The organism is Okeania sp. SIO2C2, from assembly GCF_010692625.1.
Classification (GTDB): domain Bacteria; phylum Cyanobacteriota; class Cyanobacteriia; order Cyanobacteriales; family Microcoleaceae; genus Okeania; species Okeania hirsuta.
On record NZ_JAAHGM010000011.1, the window covers coordinates 165,394 to 182,010 of the forward strand.

Annotated in this window: 19 protein-coding genes; 9 read left to right on the forward strand and 10 right to left on the reverse strand. The window is 36.9% G+C overall.

Annotated elements, in window-relative coordinates; translation table 11 throughout:
* Positions 1-173: 173 nt before the first annotated feature.
* Positions 174-407, forward strand: coding sequence for a preprotein translocase subunit SecG (secG, locus tag F6K18_RS11550; RefSeq protein WP_124147553.1), 234 nt, complete (start codon positions 174-176; stop codon positions 405-407).
* A gap of 9 nt (positions 408-416) precedes the next feature.
* Here the strand turns inward: secG and F6K18_RS37290 are convergent, their stop codons facing one another.
* On the reverse strand, positions 417-791 hold the full coding sequence (locus F6K18_RS37290; RefSeq protein ID WP_375341313.1) for an RNA-guided endonuclease InsQ/TnpB family protein: 375 nt from the start codon (positions 789-791) through the stop codon (positions 417-419).
* Complete coding sequence (locus tag F6K18_RS37295) at positions 766-1,494, reverse strand: RNA-guided endonuclease InsQ/TnpB family protein (RefSeq protein WP_375341314.1); 729 nt, start codon at positions 1,492-1,494, stop codon at positions 766-768. The genes F6K18_RS37290 and F6K18_RS37295 overlap by 26 nt, the downstream gene beginning before the upstream one ends.
* 127 nt (positions 1,495-1,621) lie before the next feature.
* Between F6K18_RS37295 and F6K18_RS11560 the strand changes: the two genes are divergently transcribed.
* Positions 1,622-2,065 carry a cytochrome P450 gene (locus tag F6K18_RS11560; RefSeq protein ID WP_353735057.1) on the forward strand — a complete coding sequence of 148 codons (444 nt, stop codon included), beginning with the start codon at positions 1,622-1,624 and terminating at the stop codon, positions 2,063-2,065.
* A gap of 128 nt (positions 2,066-2,193) precedes the next feature.
* Here F6K18_RS11560 and F6K18_RS11565 read toward each other — a convergent pair whose 3' ends face one another.
* Positions 2,194-2,394: a hypothetical protein gene (locus F6K18_RS11565; RefSeq protein ID WP_287520942.1), complete on the reverse strand. Its 201-nt coding sequence runs from the start codon at positions 2,392-2,394 to the stop codon at positions 2,194-2,196.
* A gap of 7 nt (positions 2,395-2,401) precedes the next feature.
* Positions 2,402-2,701, reverse strand: a complete 300-nt coding sequence (locus tag F6K18_RS11570; RefSeq protein ID WP_202222249.1) for a DUF2103 domain-containing protein — start codon at positions 2,699-2,701, stop codon at positions 2,402-2,404.
* A 934-nt stretch (positions 2,702-3,635) separates the two neighbouring features.
* On the opposite strand from F6K18_RS11570, the gene F6K18_RS11575 reads away from it, so the two are divergent.
* Entirely contained in the window at positions 3,636-4,364 is a 729-nt protein-coding gene (locus tag F6K18_RS11575) for a DegT/DnrJ/EryC1/StrS family aminotransferase (RefSeq protein WP_287520946.1), read from the forward strand.
* Between the two features lie 162 nt (positions 4,365-4,526).
* Entirely contained in the window at positions 4,527-4,829 is a 303-nt protein-coding gene (locus F6K18_RS11580) for a hypothetical protein (protein WP_287520948.1), read from the forward strand.
* A gap of 481 nt (positions 4,830-5,310) precedes the next feature.
* Here F6K18_RS11580 and F6K18_RS11585 read toward each other — a convergent pair whose 3' ends face one another.
* The 4 genes from F6K18_RS11585 to typA all read right to left on the reverse strand — a co-directional run bounded on the left by F6K18_RS11585 (position 5,311) and on the right by typA (position 10,168).
* Positions 5,311-6,207: an Rpn family recombination-promoting nuclease/putative transposase gene (locus F6K18_RS11585; protein ID WP_287520950.1), complete on the reverse strand. Its 897-nt coding sequence runs from the start codon at positions 6,205-6,207 to the stop codon at positions 5,311-5,313.
* 464 nt (positions 6,208-6,671) lie between these two features.
* Positions 6,672-6,824 carry a hypothetical protein gene (locus F6K18_RS11590; RefSeq protein ID WP_287520952.1) on the reverse strand — a complete coding sequence of 51 codons (153 nt, stop codon included), beginning with the start codon at positions 6,822-6,824 and terminating at the stop codon, positions 6,672-6,674.
* 101 nt (positions 6,825-6,925) lie between these two features.
* Positions 6,926-7,810, reverse strand: coding sequence for a class I SAM-dependent methyltransferase (locus tag F6K18_RS11595; protein WP_287520953.1), 885 nt, complete (start codon positions 7,808-7,810; stop codon positions 6,926-6,928).
* Between the two features lie 567 nt (positions 7,811-8,377).
* Positions 8,378-10,168, reverse strand: coding sequence for a translational GTPase TypA (gene typA, locus F6K18_RS11600; protein WP_287520954.1), 1,791 nt, complete (start codon positions 10,166-10,168; stop codon positions 8,378-8,380).
* A 461-nt stretch (positions 10,169-10,629) separates the two neighbouring features.
* Between typA and F6K18_RS11605 the strand changes: the two genes are divergently transcribed.
* Positions 10,630-11,043 carry a SufE family protein gene (locus F6K18_RS11605; protein WP_287520955.1) on the forward strand — a complete coding sequence of 138 codons (414 nt, stop codon included), beginning with the start codon at positions 10,630-10,632 and terminating at the stop codon, positions 11,041-11,043.
* A gap of 53 nt (positions 11,044-11,096) precedes the next feature.
* Here F6K18_RS11605 and F6K18_RS11610 read toward each other — a convergent pair whose 3' ends face one another.
* Together F6K18_RS11610 and F6K18_RS11615 are read right to left on the reverse strand one after the other, a co-directional pair.
* Positions 11,097-11,588: a CPBP family intramembrane metalloprotease gene (locus tag F6K18_RS11610; RefSeq protein ID WP_287520956.1), complete on the reverse strand. Its 492-nt coding sequence runs from the start codon at positions 11,586-11,588 to the stop codon at positions 11,097-11,099.
* Positions 11,589-12,308 carry a hypothetical protein gene (locus tag F6K18_RS11615; protein WP_287520958.1) on the reverse strand — a complete coding sequence of 240 codons (720 nt, stop codon included), beginning with the start codon at positions 12,306-12,308 and terminating at the stop codon, positions 11,589-11,591.
* Between the two features lie 455 nt (positions 12,309-12,763).
* On the opposite strand from F6K18_RS11615, the gene F6K18_RS11620 reads away from it, so the two are divergent.
* The 4 genes from F6K18_RS11620 (at position 12,764) to F6K18_RS11635 (ending at position 16,578) form a co-directional block, all read left to right on the forward strand.
* Entirely contained in the window at positions 12,764-13,066 is a 303-nt protein-coding gene (locus F6K18_RS11620) for a DNA-binding transcriptional regulator (protein ID WP_124144248.1), read from the forward strand.
* Positions 13,067-13,154: 88 nt separating this feature from the next.
* Positions 13,155-14,057 carry a D-alanyl-D-alanine carboxypeptidase family protein gene (locus tag F6K18_RS11625; protein WP_375341315.1) on the forward strand — a complete coding sequence of 301 codons (903 nt, stop codon included), beginning with the start codon at positions 13,155-13,157 and terminating at the stop codon, positions 14,055-14,057.
* A gap of 1,327 nt (positions 14,058-15,384) precedes the next feature.
* Positions 15,385-16,326: a peptidoglycan-binding protein gene (locus tag F6K18_RS11630; protein ID WP_287520962.1), complete on the forward strand. Its 942-nt coding sequence runs from the start codon at positions 15,385-15,387 to the stop codon at positions 16,324-16,326.
* A 27-nt stretch (positions 16,327-16,353) separates the two neighbouring features.
* Positions 16,354-16,578: a peptidoglycan-binding domain-containing protein gene (locus F6K18_RS11635; RefSeq protein WP_287520964.1), complete on the forward strand. Its 225-nt coding sequence runs from the start codon at positions 16,354-16,356 to the stop codon at positions 16,576-16,578.
* Positions 16,579-16,617: the final 39 nt, after the last annotated feature.

The window sequence follows — 16,617 nt, forward strand, 5'->3', positions numbered from 1 at the left end:
TGCTTTGTTTTCTATATAGCAGAAGTAAGAAGTAAGAAGGAAAAATGCCAAATCTGACATTGTCTCAATTTTAAGCTTTTTATCTTTCCTAACCTTTGCTTCAACTGCTGCTATAATTATCTTCTTCTTCAATATCAGTGAGAATTATTGGATTTTTTAACGAATTAAAAATTATGAATGTTGTTCAACTTGCAGAAATTATCTGGATTATATCGGCTATAGGTATTGTTGTATTTGTCTTGTTACACAGTCCCAAAGGTGATGGAATTGGTGGTATTGGTGGACAAGCTCAATTGTTTACTAGCACCAAGAGTGCAGAGATAACTTTGAATAGGATTACTTGGACTTTTTCTGTGCTTTTTATGGGTTTAACCATACTTCTTAGTGCAGGGTGGTTACCACAGTGACACTCCCCGCTAATCGCGAGACGGGGATTCTAGGATCAACGACTCACCATCACCTAGCAGGATTTCTCCAACTAAGCCAGAGGGCGTATCTCCCCAAGCGTAAGTTCCGGTATGCCCTACCGTACTGAGTGCTTTTTGTAGGATGTTTCTTGCGGCATTGACATCTCTATCTGTCTCATACCCACAATGAGGGCAAACATGAGTTCTCACAGATAGAGACTTTTTGACAACTTCTCCACAGTTAGAGCAATTTTGGCTTGTATAGTTAGGTGGTACTGCTACTGTAGCCTTGCCATACTTAAAACCAAAATACTCTAACCAGCCACGGAAAATTGACCAAGCAACATCACTGATTGATTTAGCTAGCTTTCGATTTCTTACCATACCTTTCACATTCAAGTCTGCCTCCGGCACGCCGCTCCGCGTCTACATAGGCTATCAAATCGTTAGATTGAATCACGCAATACGCTACTCTCTTAGCATATTCTTTACGTTGCCTACTTACTCTTAAATGCTTCCGGGCGTATCTATTTCTAGCTTTATGATAGTTGTTTGACTGCGGTTTTTTGCCTTTCTTGTACTTCCTAGATTTTTGTCTGTTAGCTCGGTTTAACTGCTTTTCAGACTTTCTGTAAAACTGAGGGTTTTCTATAGTATTGCCATTACTATCAGCCAAGAAATATTTAATTCCTACATCTAAACCTACTGCTTTTCCTGTTGGTTGAGACTCAATTTTTAAATCTATTTGAATAGCAAATTGAGCATAATAACCATCCGCACGTTTAACTAACCTTACTCGTTTTATTTGGTTTAATTTATAGTGGTTTAAATCGTAAGTACCTTTTAATTTGAAAGTACCTATATCTTTCTTGTCTGAGAAAGTAATTGCTTTTCTATTCTCTGACAGTTTCCATCCAGAAGTCTTATATTCTACAGAGCGACAATGCTTTTTGTCGGGTAAGAAAGGACACGTCACCGCGCCTTTCTCCCCTAAGAACCGGACTTGACAGTTTCCCATCATCCGGCTCAAGCCTCCATGCAACTCAGAAGGTTTTTCCACTGTGAAGGTGTNGTATGGATGATTCAAAGGTAGGGGTCAATGACAGTCCCTAAACTGATGAGAAGTTAAAACAGGTGGATTTATCCCCTGTTTTTACAACCGTCAGAATCCACGCGGATTTATCCCGTGGAGTGTCAAAGAAAATCTCAAACAAATGACTTATCTAGAACAAGTTCTCAAAGAAGTATTGAGATTAATTCCACTTGTGGGGGGTGGGTTCCGACAAGTAATTCAAGACTGTGAATTTGGTGGATATTCCATTCCAAAAGGTTGGTTAATTCAGTATCAAATTGGCAAGACTCAACAAGATGAAACTCTCTACCCAGAACATAAAAATTTTGACCCCGACCGTTTTTCCCCAGAAAATGCTGTAGATAAACAAAAAATATTTGGTTATATTCCCTTTGGTGGTGGGATGCGGGAATGCTTAGGTAAAGAATTTGCTCGCCTAGAAATGAAGATTTTTGCCGCCAAGTTGTTACGGGGTTATGAATGGGAGCTGCTACCAGAACAAGATTTAAGTCTAGTTGCAGTACCAACACCTAATCCCCGTGACGGTTTAAAAATAAAATTATGGCATTTGGATAGAGGAGAATAAAGCACTGAATAGGTATTTACAGCGGTTTTCATTTCGGTAGACCATAGTAGGGGCGTTTAGCGGAGCTTTGCGTTAGCAAATGGCCATTTGCTAACGCCCCTACAAGATTTTTGTTGTGACAATGTGGTTCAGAGGTCGGCAAAAGCATAGATTATTGGCATTGGTGATTTGAGGTATGATATCATGTCCAGATAGGAGCGCGATAGAACTCCGTTCCACGCTCCGCGACTTCTACTCCTGTTTCTTATTCTTTCTTCTCTCCTGACTCCTGACTCCTGACTCCTGACTCCTAAAGAATTAAGATTCATATCATACACAAGCTTCAGCAACGCCAAATTATTTAGCTAAAACATAAGCGATCGCCTCTTCTAAATCTTCTTGAGTTAAACTTGTCAACATAAACACTTCTTGAACTGTCTTTCCTTGTCTAGCAATAAGTTTAAAACCACCTCGAATAGGCACTGAAACTTTTAACTTCATGTGGGGAATATGACTTCTGGATCTGCTGATGACTCCTGGAGTCACAGTTTCAATACCCTGACGTTGAGTTAGTTTCTCTAAAATAGGAATCAACCCTTCAATATGAGTGGAATGATTCCAAACTAGACGACCTTTAGATTTTGATGATTTTTTCATAGGACTTTCTCCATCTGTATATCCTCAGTCTACTGAAAGGGAGAGACTAGAGGCAAAAAAAAAGGCCCGGTCCATCATTTGGTGCTAGTGCATAGTAATGGTAGATAGAGTGTGGAGAGATGGGGAGATAAGGAGATGGGGGGATTGAGAAAGATGCTGAGGATATAGAGGGAAATATTTTTCTCACTGTTGTCTGTTCCTTGACTTATAGATAGTAACAAGACTTACGGACGCATACGAAATTATACACCATTTGTAGGGGTTAACGGCCGTTAACCCCTACTATATTTGGTAGTTAGGTAAGTCCTGAGTAAATTTCACCACAGCTCAGAAGCGATCGCAACTTGACTTGAGCAAAAAGTCAAACTCCCTGTTTACTTTCTTACGAAATGCTAGGCAAACAAGGAAGCATTATATTCGGACAAGTTGTTTACTAGACTTGTCCGAATATAACTTAAAAAATCCCCAAAAACTTTGTTCTGTAAGGATTGTAGCTATTGGCAGCCAAAAAGTCTGGGAATTATTGCTCTGTCTAGGTTGGAACGATTTTTTCCCTCTATTTAGCGACAACTCTACTCTTTATTTATTGTAGCAAAGAACGAGTTGCTTAGGACACAGACTGACGATCAACCTTAGACAGCAAGACAGAGGAATGTTTTTCCCACTTTTGCCTGTTGCCTGTTCCCTGCTATAGACTTGGACCTGGACTGGGACTAATATCATGTCCGGTTGAACAATTATAAATAATTAGGGAGGAGACAGGAGACAGGAGATAGGAGATATCGAAAAAAGTGTTTTCATCACTAATTATCCGGACATGGTATAACTCATATCTACTTGATGTAGTTTTTCTGTGCTATCCCCTAATGTCTTTAGCCTATTTTTTTATTTTGAATAGGTAATGGACACTTTGAATAAGTAAATGAACGGATAGGTGATTTGTTTTCAACCACAACAACGTTTTATCCATGAAGAATTAGGTTGGAATTTACGCATGACTAACCTACAAGCAGCATTAGGTTTGGCGCAATTAGAAAGGTTAGATGAATTTATTCAGCGTAAGCGAAATATGGGTAAACTTTATACTGAACTTTTAGCAGATGTTTATGAATTAGAATTACCTCTGACAAAAACAGAATATGCTGATAATATTTACTGGGTTTATGGGGTTGTACTCAAAGATTCTGTTCCTTTTGATGCTAAAGAAGCAATGAAAAAGTTGCGTGAAAAAAAAATAGGTACTCGTCCTTTTTTCTGGTGTATGCACGAACAACCAGTATTTCAAAAAATGGGATTATTTAAGCAAGAATCTTGCCCTGTATCTGAAAATATAGCAAGACGTGGATTTTATCTTCCTAGATGTTTAGTCGGATTATCAGTTTGGGTTAGATCTGAATTTTTCCCTATGGTTGGTGCTTTGACAATAGTTGTTATTTTACAAGCATTTTCTCAAAATAATTTACTAGCAGCTTTAACAAATTCCAATAATTTCAACTGGCAGGATCTATATCTGAATTTGCAAGTACCAGTTTTCTACTTAATCAGTATGTTTTTGGTCGTCGGTGCTTTTTTAGTAACTAACAAAATAATTTATGGATATTTTTTAGGTCTTCATTCTCTGTTAGTGCTGGAAGAATTTTCCCTATTAAGAAGAATCGAATAATTTAAAATAATTATTCAATTTTTAACTAAGTCTTTAATAGAATATTTTCCTCTAACCATTTTTCCTATCTTTTATATTCTATTATTAGGAACAATATACATAAATAAAAACAGTAAAGATATTGAGCAGAAAATTCAGTTTTTAGCTAAAAATACTGACCCTGTGGTTGCTGTTTCTCATCAACACGCAGCCCAAGCATTAGAGTTTTCTTTGCCGTCAAAAACTTTATTATTTCGTGCTGAAGAAAGCAAAGATTTATTAAATTTAGCTCAAGCATTGTTACAAAAAAGCTTAGATAAATTCACTTACATTTGTTATCCCCATCGTGTCTGTCGTCCATTAACAGAAGCCACTGAAAAACTTCAATTTAGTCAAAATAATCAATTATTTCAGGTGAAGTTAAATAATTTAGGAACCCATGGTAAATATCCTATTTATCAAGGAGAAATTGTTGAAATAAGTTAAGATAGCAATTCTAATATTGGTGAGGTACAAAATTCGTTTGTTTTAGGGAGTAGGGAGTAGTAATTCGATAAACAGGGGATATAAAAAAACAAGGTAGTGGTGCATTGTAATGGTGGTCTATTGTAATTATGTTGGTCAAGGAAACGGTAGTGGGAGCAAGATGCTCCCATGAAGCAGCGCTATTTATCCTCATCTACCATTACTATGCAGGACTACCAAAAAGAAAAACAACTGTATCTCACTAATTTAAGAAACGCTATATACATTATGATTATGGCAGAATAATCTTGGGACGATTCTTGTGACTACTTCTTCTATAATTTCCATTCCTCCTGAATTCTGGATTCTGTTTGCGCAGCATTCCGTAGGAAATTCTGGATCCTGTCCTTACCAAAAAACTTTATTCAGCAAACCCTAAATAACTGATAAAGGGAAATGCTAAAAGCTGATAGCTTAATGCTGACCGCTGAATGCTTAAAAACTAATGTTCCTGCAACCAACTCAACAAATCTTCTAGACTATTTAAGTCTAAAAAATATTCTCCTAAGTTATCTAAATCTTCAACAGATAAATTTTCAATTTGACTACTTATTGCCTCTGGAATTTCTCCAAAACGCTTTTGAAGTAAACGCATTATTAACCGCAATCTCCCTTTTTTTTCCCCTTTTTCCTCCGCATAACTTATCCGTCCTCTTTCATCTTGAAGCATCATTCCTCGGCGGTCTAGCATATCTAATTCTTCTGGTGTCATGTTAATTTTTTCGGCAATATTTAAAGCCTTTTCTATTTCCCAAACTTCTCCTAAATTCTCTGGTATCTCATCTAAACTGCTAGCTTCTTTGAGAAAATAAATCCACTTATCACTCAAGCTTTCTAACTCAGACAAACTTTTCTTAAATTTGGGCAATTCTACAAAAATTAGTCGCAATTCTTTATCCAAACATTCAAAATTTTTCTCCTCTTCTTTAAACACAAACTTATTAATTACCTTCTCACTCTTTTTAAATAACATAAAATCTGTAATTGTGACAGCTATAGCCGGATTTAGTAGAGGATACTTTTCTCCTTTGTCTAACTGATTAGCATAAGCTTTAGCTAAATTGTAAGCTACCCGTTTATTAAAAGCTCCCATCCATGCTACTTGCATTTCAATCATCACCAGAGAACCATCAAATAAAACAGCTTTGACATCCAAATAAGTATCTTTTAATGAGATTACTTTACCAGGATTAAAAGGATTAACAATTGTCAAAGACTGAATCGTTTTTTCACCACCATAAATAATTGCATTCAGAAAGCTAATTAAGATATCTTCACTTTCTTCTGAACCGAATATTTTTTTAAAAGCATAATCAATTTTAGGACTAACAAATTTCATAGTATTTTGTCTCCAAATTAAGGAAGGAGGAAGAAGAAAAGTACATGAGTTTATAGATCGATATTGGTTTGAATTTGATATTTTTATTTATAAGCTGAAAAGGTGCATGATGACGGATTCCTAAATCCCTTTCATCGTTTGAATTTCAGCCGTCTATAGCGCTGTGCGCAGGCAACAGCTCATCTGGCAACAGGCAACAGGGGGAAGAAATTGCCGATAATATAAGACTTTTAGCTATTTTGCCCCTCCTGCAATTTGTAAATATACCAGCGCTCATTGCTATAACGTATCCAATAATTTTTGCTAAAATCCACATTCCGCACTTCAAGAGCGTATTATTAAAAGTAGTATATAAATCCTGGACTTGGTAGGTATTTATACTGTGCAAATCATCTCAATTACTTTTTTCGTCGATCAAATTCCGAGTATAAAATTTAAGCATAAATACTTGCTCTTATGATGACTCAATCACGGCAGCTATGATTTTCTTCTAAAATTCTGTCTCCTGTCTCCTGTCTCCTGACTCCTTCTTCGGTTGCTACATTTTGTGGTGCGGAATGTGGGCTAAAAGCATTGGCAAATAAAGGTTTCAGCCTTGTTCGGTCTAGAAAGCTCAAAAAGTTGGCATTTTGGGCTGACTATGGTCGAAAAATTACCCTAAAACTCTTCCGACTACCTCCTCTATAATTCTTATTTATCCTGACTTCTAAGGTCTAAATTAGTTGGGTTTTTCTCCAACACGAGTCCAAGTAGAATAGGCAAACTGATACGCCTTAATGTTGACAAAACCCGCTGCTTGCAGTAACTTATTGGGGTCAACTTTTAGCCATTGCTCTTTATAGGGTTCAAAAAAGCCTCTGTATGAGTGCAAGTCCCCAGGAAGTGTATCTGTTACCACTAGCAGACCACCTGGAGAGAGAATTCGCCAGCATTCTGCGAGAATGACCTGCTTAACTTCATCAGGACATTCATGGAGAAGATAAGTCATATTGAGAGCATCAACTGAATTATCTGGCAGTTCGGTTTTTTCCACTAAGCCATGTTTCCAATGTAAATTTGGAATATCCTTGTGGTACAGACGACCGACTACAATCATAAATGGAGAAGCATCCCATGCCGTTATTGTAGCAGAAGGAAGATAACGAGCAATAGCTGCTGCATCGTCTCCTATACCTGCTCCCAAGTCTAAAATGTGACGAGCATCTTCGGGAAATAATTGAGCGATTTCGTCTCTGACTCCTAGCGATTTCCGTGGATGGGCATTTTCTAAAATCGCCTCCATTGCTACTCGATTACCAACTGCTGCAGTTTCCGACAAGTATCCTCCCAGAACACTATGAAAAGGCTGAAGATAGTATTGAGGGTATTGAATAGGTTGAAAAGTAGATAATTCTGATTCCCAATCAATCTCGCCTAAATCTGGTGCTTCCTGAAACTGCATCCTTGTCATAACTCTCATCATCCCATCTTTGGGCGCGGAAGAGTATAATTCAGTTTGAATCTGTTTTCTCTGTGTGTCGAAATCTAGAGTTTTCCAAGCAGGGTCAGGTTGTGATGCCAAGTTGCCTAGAATTTGATCGATGGTAGTTGCTGTAATTTCCATAATTTTTTTCTTTGTTAAAAATTTTTGAGCTGAACCTTTCAGGACTTACGCAGGTGAACCCAGAAACCCGGTACGAGCGTAGATGTTTATTGTCAAAAACAATAATGATTTACCGTAGAAACCAGGTTTCTTTGCGTAAGTCCTGCCTTTATTTTTGCAGAAACTTTCTTTGAAAAGCTCCTACAATATCAGGACTTATATCATGTCTGGTAGCATCAGTATTTCATGGAGAAGATGAGGAAGAAGGAAGGAAGAAAAACCTTACATGACGGTAGATATTTCCCCAACTTTTACACAAACGATACCAACGGACATGATATTACGCAAAAGGTGAAACTATACATCATTTGTAGGGGATTAACAGCCTTAACCCCCTACTATAATGGCAGTTATGGGTAAGTCCTGGATATTTTGCTAGTATCAGTCATCAGTTTCCTAGTTTATAGCAAAAGAAAGAAGGAAGAGGGAAAAAGGAAGAAAGAAAAATCTGGCGTTGTCTGAGTTTTCAGCTTTTCGTCTGTCCTAACCTTTGCTTCGACTGCTATAAGCGATCGCCGATAACTCTATTTACCTCTTCACCAACTTCTTACTCACCTTCCGCAACCGAATTGACTCAGGAGTAATTTCCACCAACTCATCTGGTCCGATATATTCCAAAGCTCGCTCCAAACTCATATCCACAGGGGTTTGCAACTGCACCAATTCATCCCCAGTTGCAGAACGATGGTTAGTCAACTGCTTAGTTTTACACACATTCAAATCCAAATCTTGAGGACGGTTATGCTCCCCTACAATCATACCCTTATAAACCTTCGTACCAGGAGTAATAAAAAACACTCCACGGTCTTCAGCATTTTTCAACGCATAAAAAGTTGCCACACCTTCCTCAAATACAATAATCACTCCATTGCGTCGCGCTTCAATTTCACCAATAAACGGACGATAGTCTAAGAAACTGTGGTTCATAATACCTTCCCCACGAGTCAAACGCATAAACTCACCCCGGAAACCAATCAAACCACGAGCAGGAACAGAAAAATCTAACTGAGTACGACCATTTGTACCCACCTGCATATTCTGCATCTCACCTTTGCGCTGACCTATTCTTTCGATGCAACCACCAACAGCATCTTCAGGAACATCCATTACTAAAAGTTCAAATGGTTCGCATGGTTGACCATTGACTTCTCGATAAATCACTTGAGGTTGGGAAACTTGAAACTCATAACCTTCTCGACGCATAGTTTCAATCAAAATACCTAAGTGCAGTTCCCCGCGACCAGAAACAGAAAATTTCTCTGGAGAGTCAGTTTCCTCTACTCGCAATGCAACATTAGTTTCTAACTCTCGCATCAAGCGATCGCGCACTTGTCGAGAAGTTACAAATTTTCCTTCTTTCCCAGCAAATGGAGAGTCATTTACAGAAAAGGTCATTTGGAGAGTAGGTTCATCTACTTTAATTAGAGGTAGTGCTTGAGGTTCGTTAGGACAAGTAATAGTTTCACCAATATTAGCATCACTAAATCCAGCAACTGCCACAAGATTACCAGCAGCAGCTTCTTCAATGTCAATGCGTGCCAGACCTTCAAACCCCATTAGTTTAGAAATTTTTGATTTAACAACAGTCCCATCTTCCTTAACAATTGCAGCTTGTTGCCCAGACCTAATCACACCATTGTGAATGCGACCTACGACTATTCTGCCCAAATATTCTGAATAGTCGAGAGTTGTCACCTGTAACTGTAGAGGTTTTTCAGGGTCTCCCACAGGTGGTGGGACATGATCTAAAATAGCATCGAACAAACATTGCATATCTGTTGACTCTACATCCAGTTCTTTTTTGGCATAACCTGCCAAACCAGAGGCAAACAAATATGGAAAGTCACATTGGTCATCATCCGCTCCCAGTTCTATAAATAGGTCTAGAACTTTATCCACAGCAGCGTGGGGGTCAGCTCGGGGACGGTCAATTTTGTTGACGATAACTATGGGCCGTAATCCTTTTTCCAGAGCTTTTTTGAGGACGAAGCGAGTTTGAGGCATTGGGCCTTCATTAGCATCAACAATGAGCAAACAACCGTCAACCATACCCAGGACTCGTTCTACTTCTCCTCCAAAGTCAGCGTGACCGGGGGTATCAACAATATTAATTAGAGTATCCTTGTATCTTACGGCAGTATTTTTGGAAAGAATTGTAATCCCACGTTCCCTTTCCAAGTCGTTGGAGTCCATTACACAATCAGGAACCTCTTCCCCTTCGCGGAAGATACCGGATTGTTTGAGGAGTGAGTCAACTAGGGTTGTTTTGCCATGGTCAACGTGGGCGATGATGGCTACGTTGCGAATAGGAAGAGACATAAGAAGTTTTGATTACAACTATTAGTGTTAAGTTTATTTAACTATTGTACCTGACAGAAGACAAAGATGGGCTAAGTGTAATCTTCAAATTATTTTCAAGTCTCACTATTACTATTACTATATTGGTAATAATTTCATTAGCATTCATACTTACTTATTTTCATTTATAAGTATTTTCATATTAAGTAGAAACTTTAGTTCACAAATAAAAAGTGATGTAATTTACTTTTGATAGCTTCTTTGAGTTGATAGTTATTTTTATACCTTTTATAGATAAAAATTGGCATCTAATCTAAATAGCAAGTTCATTTATTTATTCATTCCTTAAGCTTGTATTTTTTGCCAAGAAATCTGATATTTAATTAAATATTTATTTAAGATTTTATACAATTTACTTCGCACAAAAAATCTGTTATAATTAACTGACTACACAATTACTTTTATTTGTTTGAGTGCTATCTATGGCTTTACCACCATCATTAGAACGTATTGTTAAAAAATTTCAACGGGCATCTTCTAATAAGTTGCGCTACGAACAACTGCTTTGGTACGCCAAAAAATTACCTGATTTTCCAGAAGCTGAAAAGATACCAGAAAACAAGGTTTATGGTTGCCAATCTCAGGTATATATTACTGCCAATTTAAATGATGGTAAGGTTTGGTATCAAGGCGATTCTGATGCTCAGTTAGTGAAGGGATTAGTGGCTTTATTAATTGAGGGAATTAATGGATTAACTCCTGAAGAAATTGAGCAAATCACTCCTGATTTTATTCAAGAAACAGGTTTAGCAGTAAGTTTGACTCCTTCCCGTGCTAATGGTTTTTATAATATTTTTCAATTGATGAAAAGTAAAGCTAATTTATACTCATCATAGTTGAAAAGATGAAAAAAATTACATTTTAAACACTTATCACCCCATGAGATTATTTAACTTGTTTCATGGATTTTAGCTGAATTAGCATAATAAGGAATGATTGCATGATTTTTCGGAAAGTTTTTATAGATAAAATAAATTACAAAGGGAGCAGATACAGCTATCAGAAAAATTCTTTGGCTTAATAAACTTTGGATATAATTTTGGTAAGTCTCAACAGACATAAAAGTATTTCTTTCTGTTTCTGGTGTGAGGAAAAAATCTATACCATTCAAAATTGCCACCAGAGTGTTATAAAAGAAATGAGAAATAATTGGTGAAATCAAATTGTTATTTTTAAAGTATAAAATTGAGTAAATCAAACCGCTGATAAACAAAGGAATAATATCGTATCTAAAATGATAGAGGGCAAAGAATAAAGATGAGGCTATAATGCCTGTTTTTATCCCCCACTTCACAACCCATTTCTGCAAAACTACTCCACGAAAAAAAAATTCTTCTATTAGAGGAGCAAAAAACATAGCTAAAAAAGACCATAACACCATTTATAAAAGATTCGTATAACGTTTGTCGTTTATTACATATTCTACATATTTTGGAAAGACAAATGATAACTGATATAACATTAAAGAACCTAAACCTGTATTAAAAGCAAAACGCATAATGGTGATCGCTAAAATTGACTTGAAGTTGATAGAGTTATCGAACCCAAAAATTTGATTAATATCAAATCTCAACTCTTTCATTTTTGCCAACAAAGCAATTGCATAAACGATCCATACAATAATACTTATAAAACTTTCTATAAGGATAGATTCTGTTAAATCTTTGTATGAAAAGAAGATTAAAGATATAACAAATATTACTAAAGGAATTCCTATAAATATAGACAACGATATTTCTGGAATATTAACTTCCTCAAAAGAGGCATTTTCTGAGTTGTCAGATTGAACAGAAATTTTGTCTCTCTTAGAAGGAATAAAAAAGAAAATCGGCAAAATTAACAAGCTTAATACTCCTAACCATCCCCACTTAGAAGAATATCCTTTGCTTTCTATATAGAGAAAACATCCTTGGATAAAAATTACGTATCCGACTAAAAATAGAATTAATATTAAAAAACTTAAAGCCAAGACTAAATTCTCATCGTAATTAGAATTTTCAAATAATTCAGGATATAAAAATCCTAAGCTTGCCGGAATAATTATTTTTAAGCTAACTCCTAATAAAATTTTATCTAGGGCTTTTTCTTTCAAGCTTTTCATATTATGAATCTCAAAAATAGAGTTATATTGGTTAGAGAATTATTCGTGTTTATGATACTAATTTGAAATATTAATATTACTTGAACTGATAGCTCAATGCTTAAAACTACAGTAAAATCCGTTAATCGTTAATTAAAGCAGAAAAATATTGACTTTTTTCTATGCTTGTGCTATTTTTTGCGTTCCCGGATTATGGGTTGTTTTTTATGGTCATTAAATGTATAGCACTACGCAAGTAATAGATTAGGATATTTATAAATGCTCAAATTCAGTCAGGGATGACTTCTGCCTCCTGCCTCCTGCCTTCTGCCTTCTGCCTTAATTCAGTCTTTTTTTAAAAAAACCTAGACAATTCTATTTTAACAAGTTTAGAATAAGGTAGTTTAATTAATTCTCTAAATTAGTTTTCAAAAAAACTTATACTGTAGATGATTGCTGGAGGAAACATAAAAGATATGGATATGGAAGCCCTGAGAGAACGTGCGGGGCTTACCCGTGCAGAAGTAGCAGATCGACTAGGAATAAGCGAAACCAGTGTTCGTAACTGGGAAACGGGGCGTACAGAACCAACAATGACTCCCCAAAAGTACCTAGAAATTCTGGATATTTTAAAATGTACTCCAGAAGAATTAGCAGTAGCTAGTGACAAGTCCATTAGTCAACGCCACAAGCGCAAACCAGGTAGACCAAGAAAAATGATCGACAATAATAATGGAGCAAGTGAGGTAAAAAGTGCAGAATCAGCAACTGGCCATTAATGAAATTGGTGATTAAAAAATCAGCAAGTGATCGGCACAAATTTTAATTTTGCCTTGAGTAAAGTATGATTTCAGTGAAAGTGCAGGAGTGAAAATTTTGAATAAGCTCGGTCTATTTAAGAAAAAATCTCCAGATGAACCGAAATTGCCAGTAGATGACATTCCAGAAGCTGTAAGAGATGAATACGAAAGTCCAAAACAGCAACCTATTCAGTCTCAGAAAAAATTGCAGATTTGGAAATTATTAGCTATAGGGGCGATCGCTCTGATAATTAGTATTGGTCTGCACTTCCAACTTCATCAAACTCAAGACAAAGCTTTTGTTAGCCAAATCAAACAAAATTTAGGCATAAAATTAGTTGAACCATCTGCAACTCCTACAGAAGTAGAAGAAACCCCCTCACCATCTCCAACTCCTTCTATCCAGCAGCAAGAAAATATTCTTGGACATTTGCCATATAAAGAGGCAACTTGGCAGGAACTAACACCAGTTTTTGGTAATCAAAATGTCAGACTCCGCTCAAATGCAGCAGAAAGATTTAATGCCATGACAGATGCAGCTTGGGCGACAAATATTAATTTAGTTCCTATTTCCGGGTTTAGAACTTTGGCAGATCAAGAGTATTTGTTTTTTGACCTCAAGGCACAGCGAGGACAGGCAACATATCAACGAGCCGAAGTTAGTGCCCCTCCCGGTTATAGTGAACATCATACAGGTTACGCCATTGATATTGGAGATGCTAGAGTACCAGATAGTTATCTCAAAGTTAGTTTTGAAAATACAAAAGCTTTCCAATGGTTGCAAGAAAATGCAGGTAACTATGGTTTTGAGTTATCGTTTCCGAGAGATAATCCTCAAGGCATTAGTTATGAACCCTGGCATTGGCGCTTTGTAGGTGATAGTCATAGTTCAGAAACTTTTGAACAAGCTAGGTCACTTGAACAAGATCGACAAACTGAGAATCAGGATTTAAGTAATCTTGAGAATTAAGTAATATCAAGACTTCCTGCCTGAAAATTGGTTGAAAAACTTGATCGTCAGACTCAACTTTTGGCCACTTTAAATCATCCTTTGAAATTAATGCATCAAGAAATATTAATTTATTTGAAATTTTTGTTCATAATCAGTTATTAGCAAATAATTTTGAGCTACTATGTTAGTATAGTGACAAGCAACATTATTTAGCGGAAAAAGGGCGTGTATCGCACGGGAACTGGAAGATTAGTCAATGTCGATGTTATATCATGTCCGCTGGGGCGCGTTTGTGTAAAACCAAGGGTGAATATCTACAGAAAATTTAGGTTTTTTCAAGCTTTTAAGCCTTCTTCCCTCTTCCTTACCTTCACTATACAATACCCATGCTACCAGACATGATATTAAGGGTTTTTTGAACATTATTAGAAAAGCAGCTCTCTTTTGCATTTGGCTATCGGATAGAGGAGCCAGTGCTTGGGGATAATAGCCCACACTTGAAGCTTGGCGTAGTATTGCAGTTCATCCAGTTCAGATAATACTGACAAAATAAACAGGACTTACGCAAATTAACCTTGAAAACGCGATATGTAGGGGCGAATGGCATCGCCCTCACTGGATTTAGTGTCCGTGCGTAAGTCCTGATAAAGCTGTGTTTTATTTGACTGTTATATATTAGAGTTGTTGGGAAATAAAAATTTAAAATGCTCAAAAGCTTACTGTATAAGGCTTTCAGAATTTTACAATTGAAAATAGCTATAAACTTTGACTGATAAGGGTTTTAGCCATTTTTTGTGCTTAATTCCCAACAACTCTATTTTTTTATGAACTATTACCGAAAAATTGTGGGTATGCGCCTCCCCTTTTAAGGCAGGACTGTTTCAAAGTCAAATAAATAATCGATTCAGGGAAGTTGGGGACACAAGATCCCGAATTTGGGGAAAAGTTACGAAAAACGGGGGATTTTCAGGGGTGGAGGGTGGGAAAAGTTCCCAAAAAATGTTGGTCTGATCAACGGAATTTCTGAAAAATCCATGGAATCACCAAAATTATAAGTACGATAAATTTGGGGAAAATCTTAGGGTAAAGGGTGGAAAATTCCCCCTGCTCCCTACTCCCCTGCTCCCCTTCTACCTTAACCAAGAATGAACAGCCCTGCCCTTTTAAGGGGATAAAAAGCGGTCGAGAGATGGCTCCGAAACCTGCGCCATATCTAATCGACCAAGAGAAAGAGAATATTTCAGATTTCAAGCCTCCTTATTGCAGAGGTACTGATAACTGATAACTGATGACTGATAACTGAAATGACCAGTCATATATTATTTGATTTAGCAAGGAGTAAATCATGCTGAGTAACTTGCAAAAAAGAACAGCCCAAGCTATCATCAATATCTTTGAAACTAGCAGGGTTGTGGGAGATTATTCTTTAGTTGTTTGTGCTCCAGGAGACCCTGGTGGATTAACCTATGGAAAATCCCAGACCACGATCAATAGTGGTAATCTCTACTTGTTAATCAAAGCTTATACAGAAGCAGATGGAGCAAAGTTTGCTGATGAATTGTCTCCCTATCTAAAAAGTTTAAAACAACAGGATAGAACTCTCTGTGACGATAGAAATTTACATAGAATTTTACGTCAAGCAGGTAAACAAGACGATGTAATGATAGACACACAAGATGCTTTCTTTGATCGGGTTTATTGGACTTCTGCGATTAACCGAGCGACTTCACTTGGTATTGAAACTGCTTTAGGGACTGCAGTTGTTTATGAAAGTACAATTCATGGTTCCTGGGGACGAATGCGCGATCGCACAATTGAAAGGTATGGTCGTCCTTCTGAGATTGGAGAGTACCCTTGGATTTCTAACTACATCAATGTTCGACGAGAATGGTTAGCTAATCATTCCATCAGAATTCTAAATAGAACCGTTTATCGAATGGATGCTTTCCGGAAAATAATTGACATAGGAAACTGGAGCTTAAACTTACCTTTGAATGTGAGGAGTTTAATAATCAGTGAAGAAACATTAATTCCAGATATTATTGTTGCTCCTGTAGTAAGTAGACCTCTGTTATTTTTAACAGAACCTTATATGAGAGGAGGAGATGTTAGAGAAGTACAACAGGCATTAGTTGATCGCGGTTTCTATCTAGAAGATGGAATTGATAGCGTTTTCGGTCCTCAAACAGATGCAGCCATTAAAAAGTTTCAACAACAAAATGGGTTGGTAGTTGATGGAATTGTTGGTTCAGCAACCCGTTCAGCACTAGGTATAGATAATGATTAAACTTGGATTAAGTAAGGAGAAAAACTAATGGGAATTTTATCAATGGGTTCATCAGGTGAAGGTGTAAAACGTCTTCAAGAAAGACTCAAAGAATTTTCTTTCTATCAAGGAGAAATTACTGGTAATTTTGATGCAGCAACAGAAGGAGCTGTTAAATCTTTTCAAGATGCTGATGGGTTAGCGGCTGATGGAAGTGTTGGTTTAATGACCTTGCAAGCATTAGGTTTATTACAGTTAAAAACAATTGAATAAAGCACAATATTAGGAGGATTAGGAGGAGTACAAAATGCC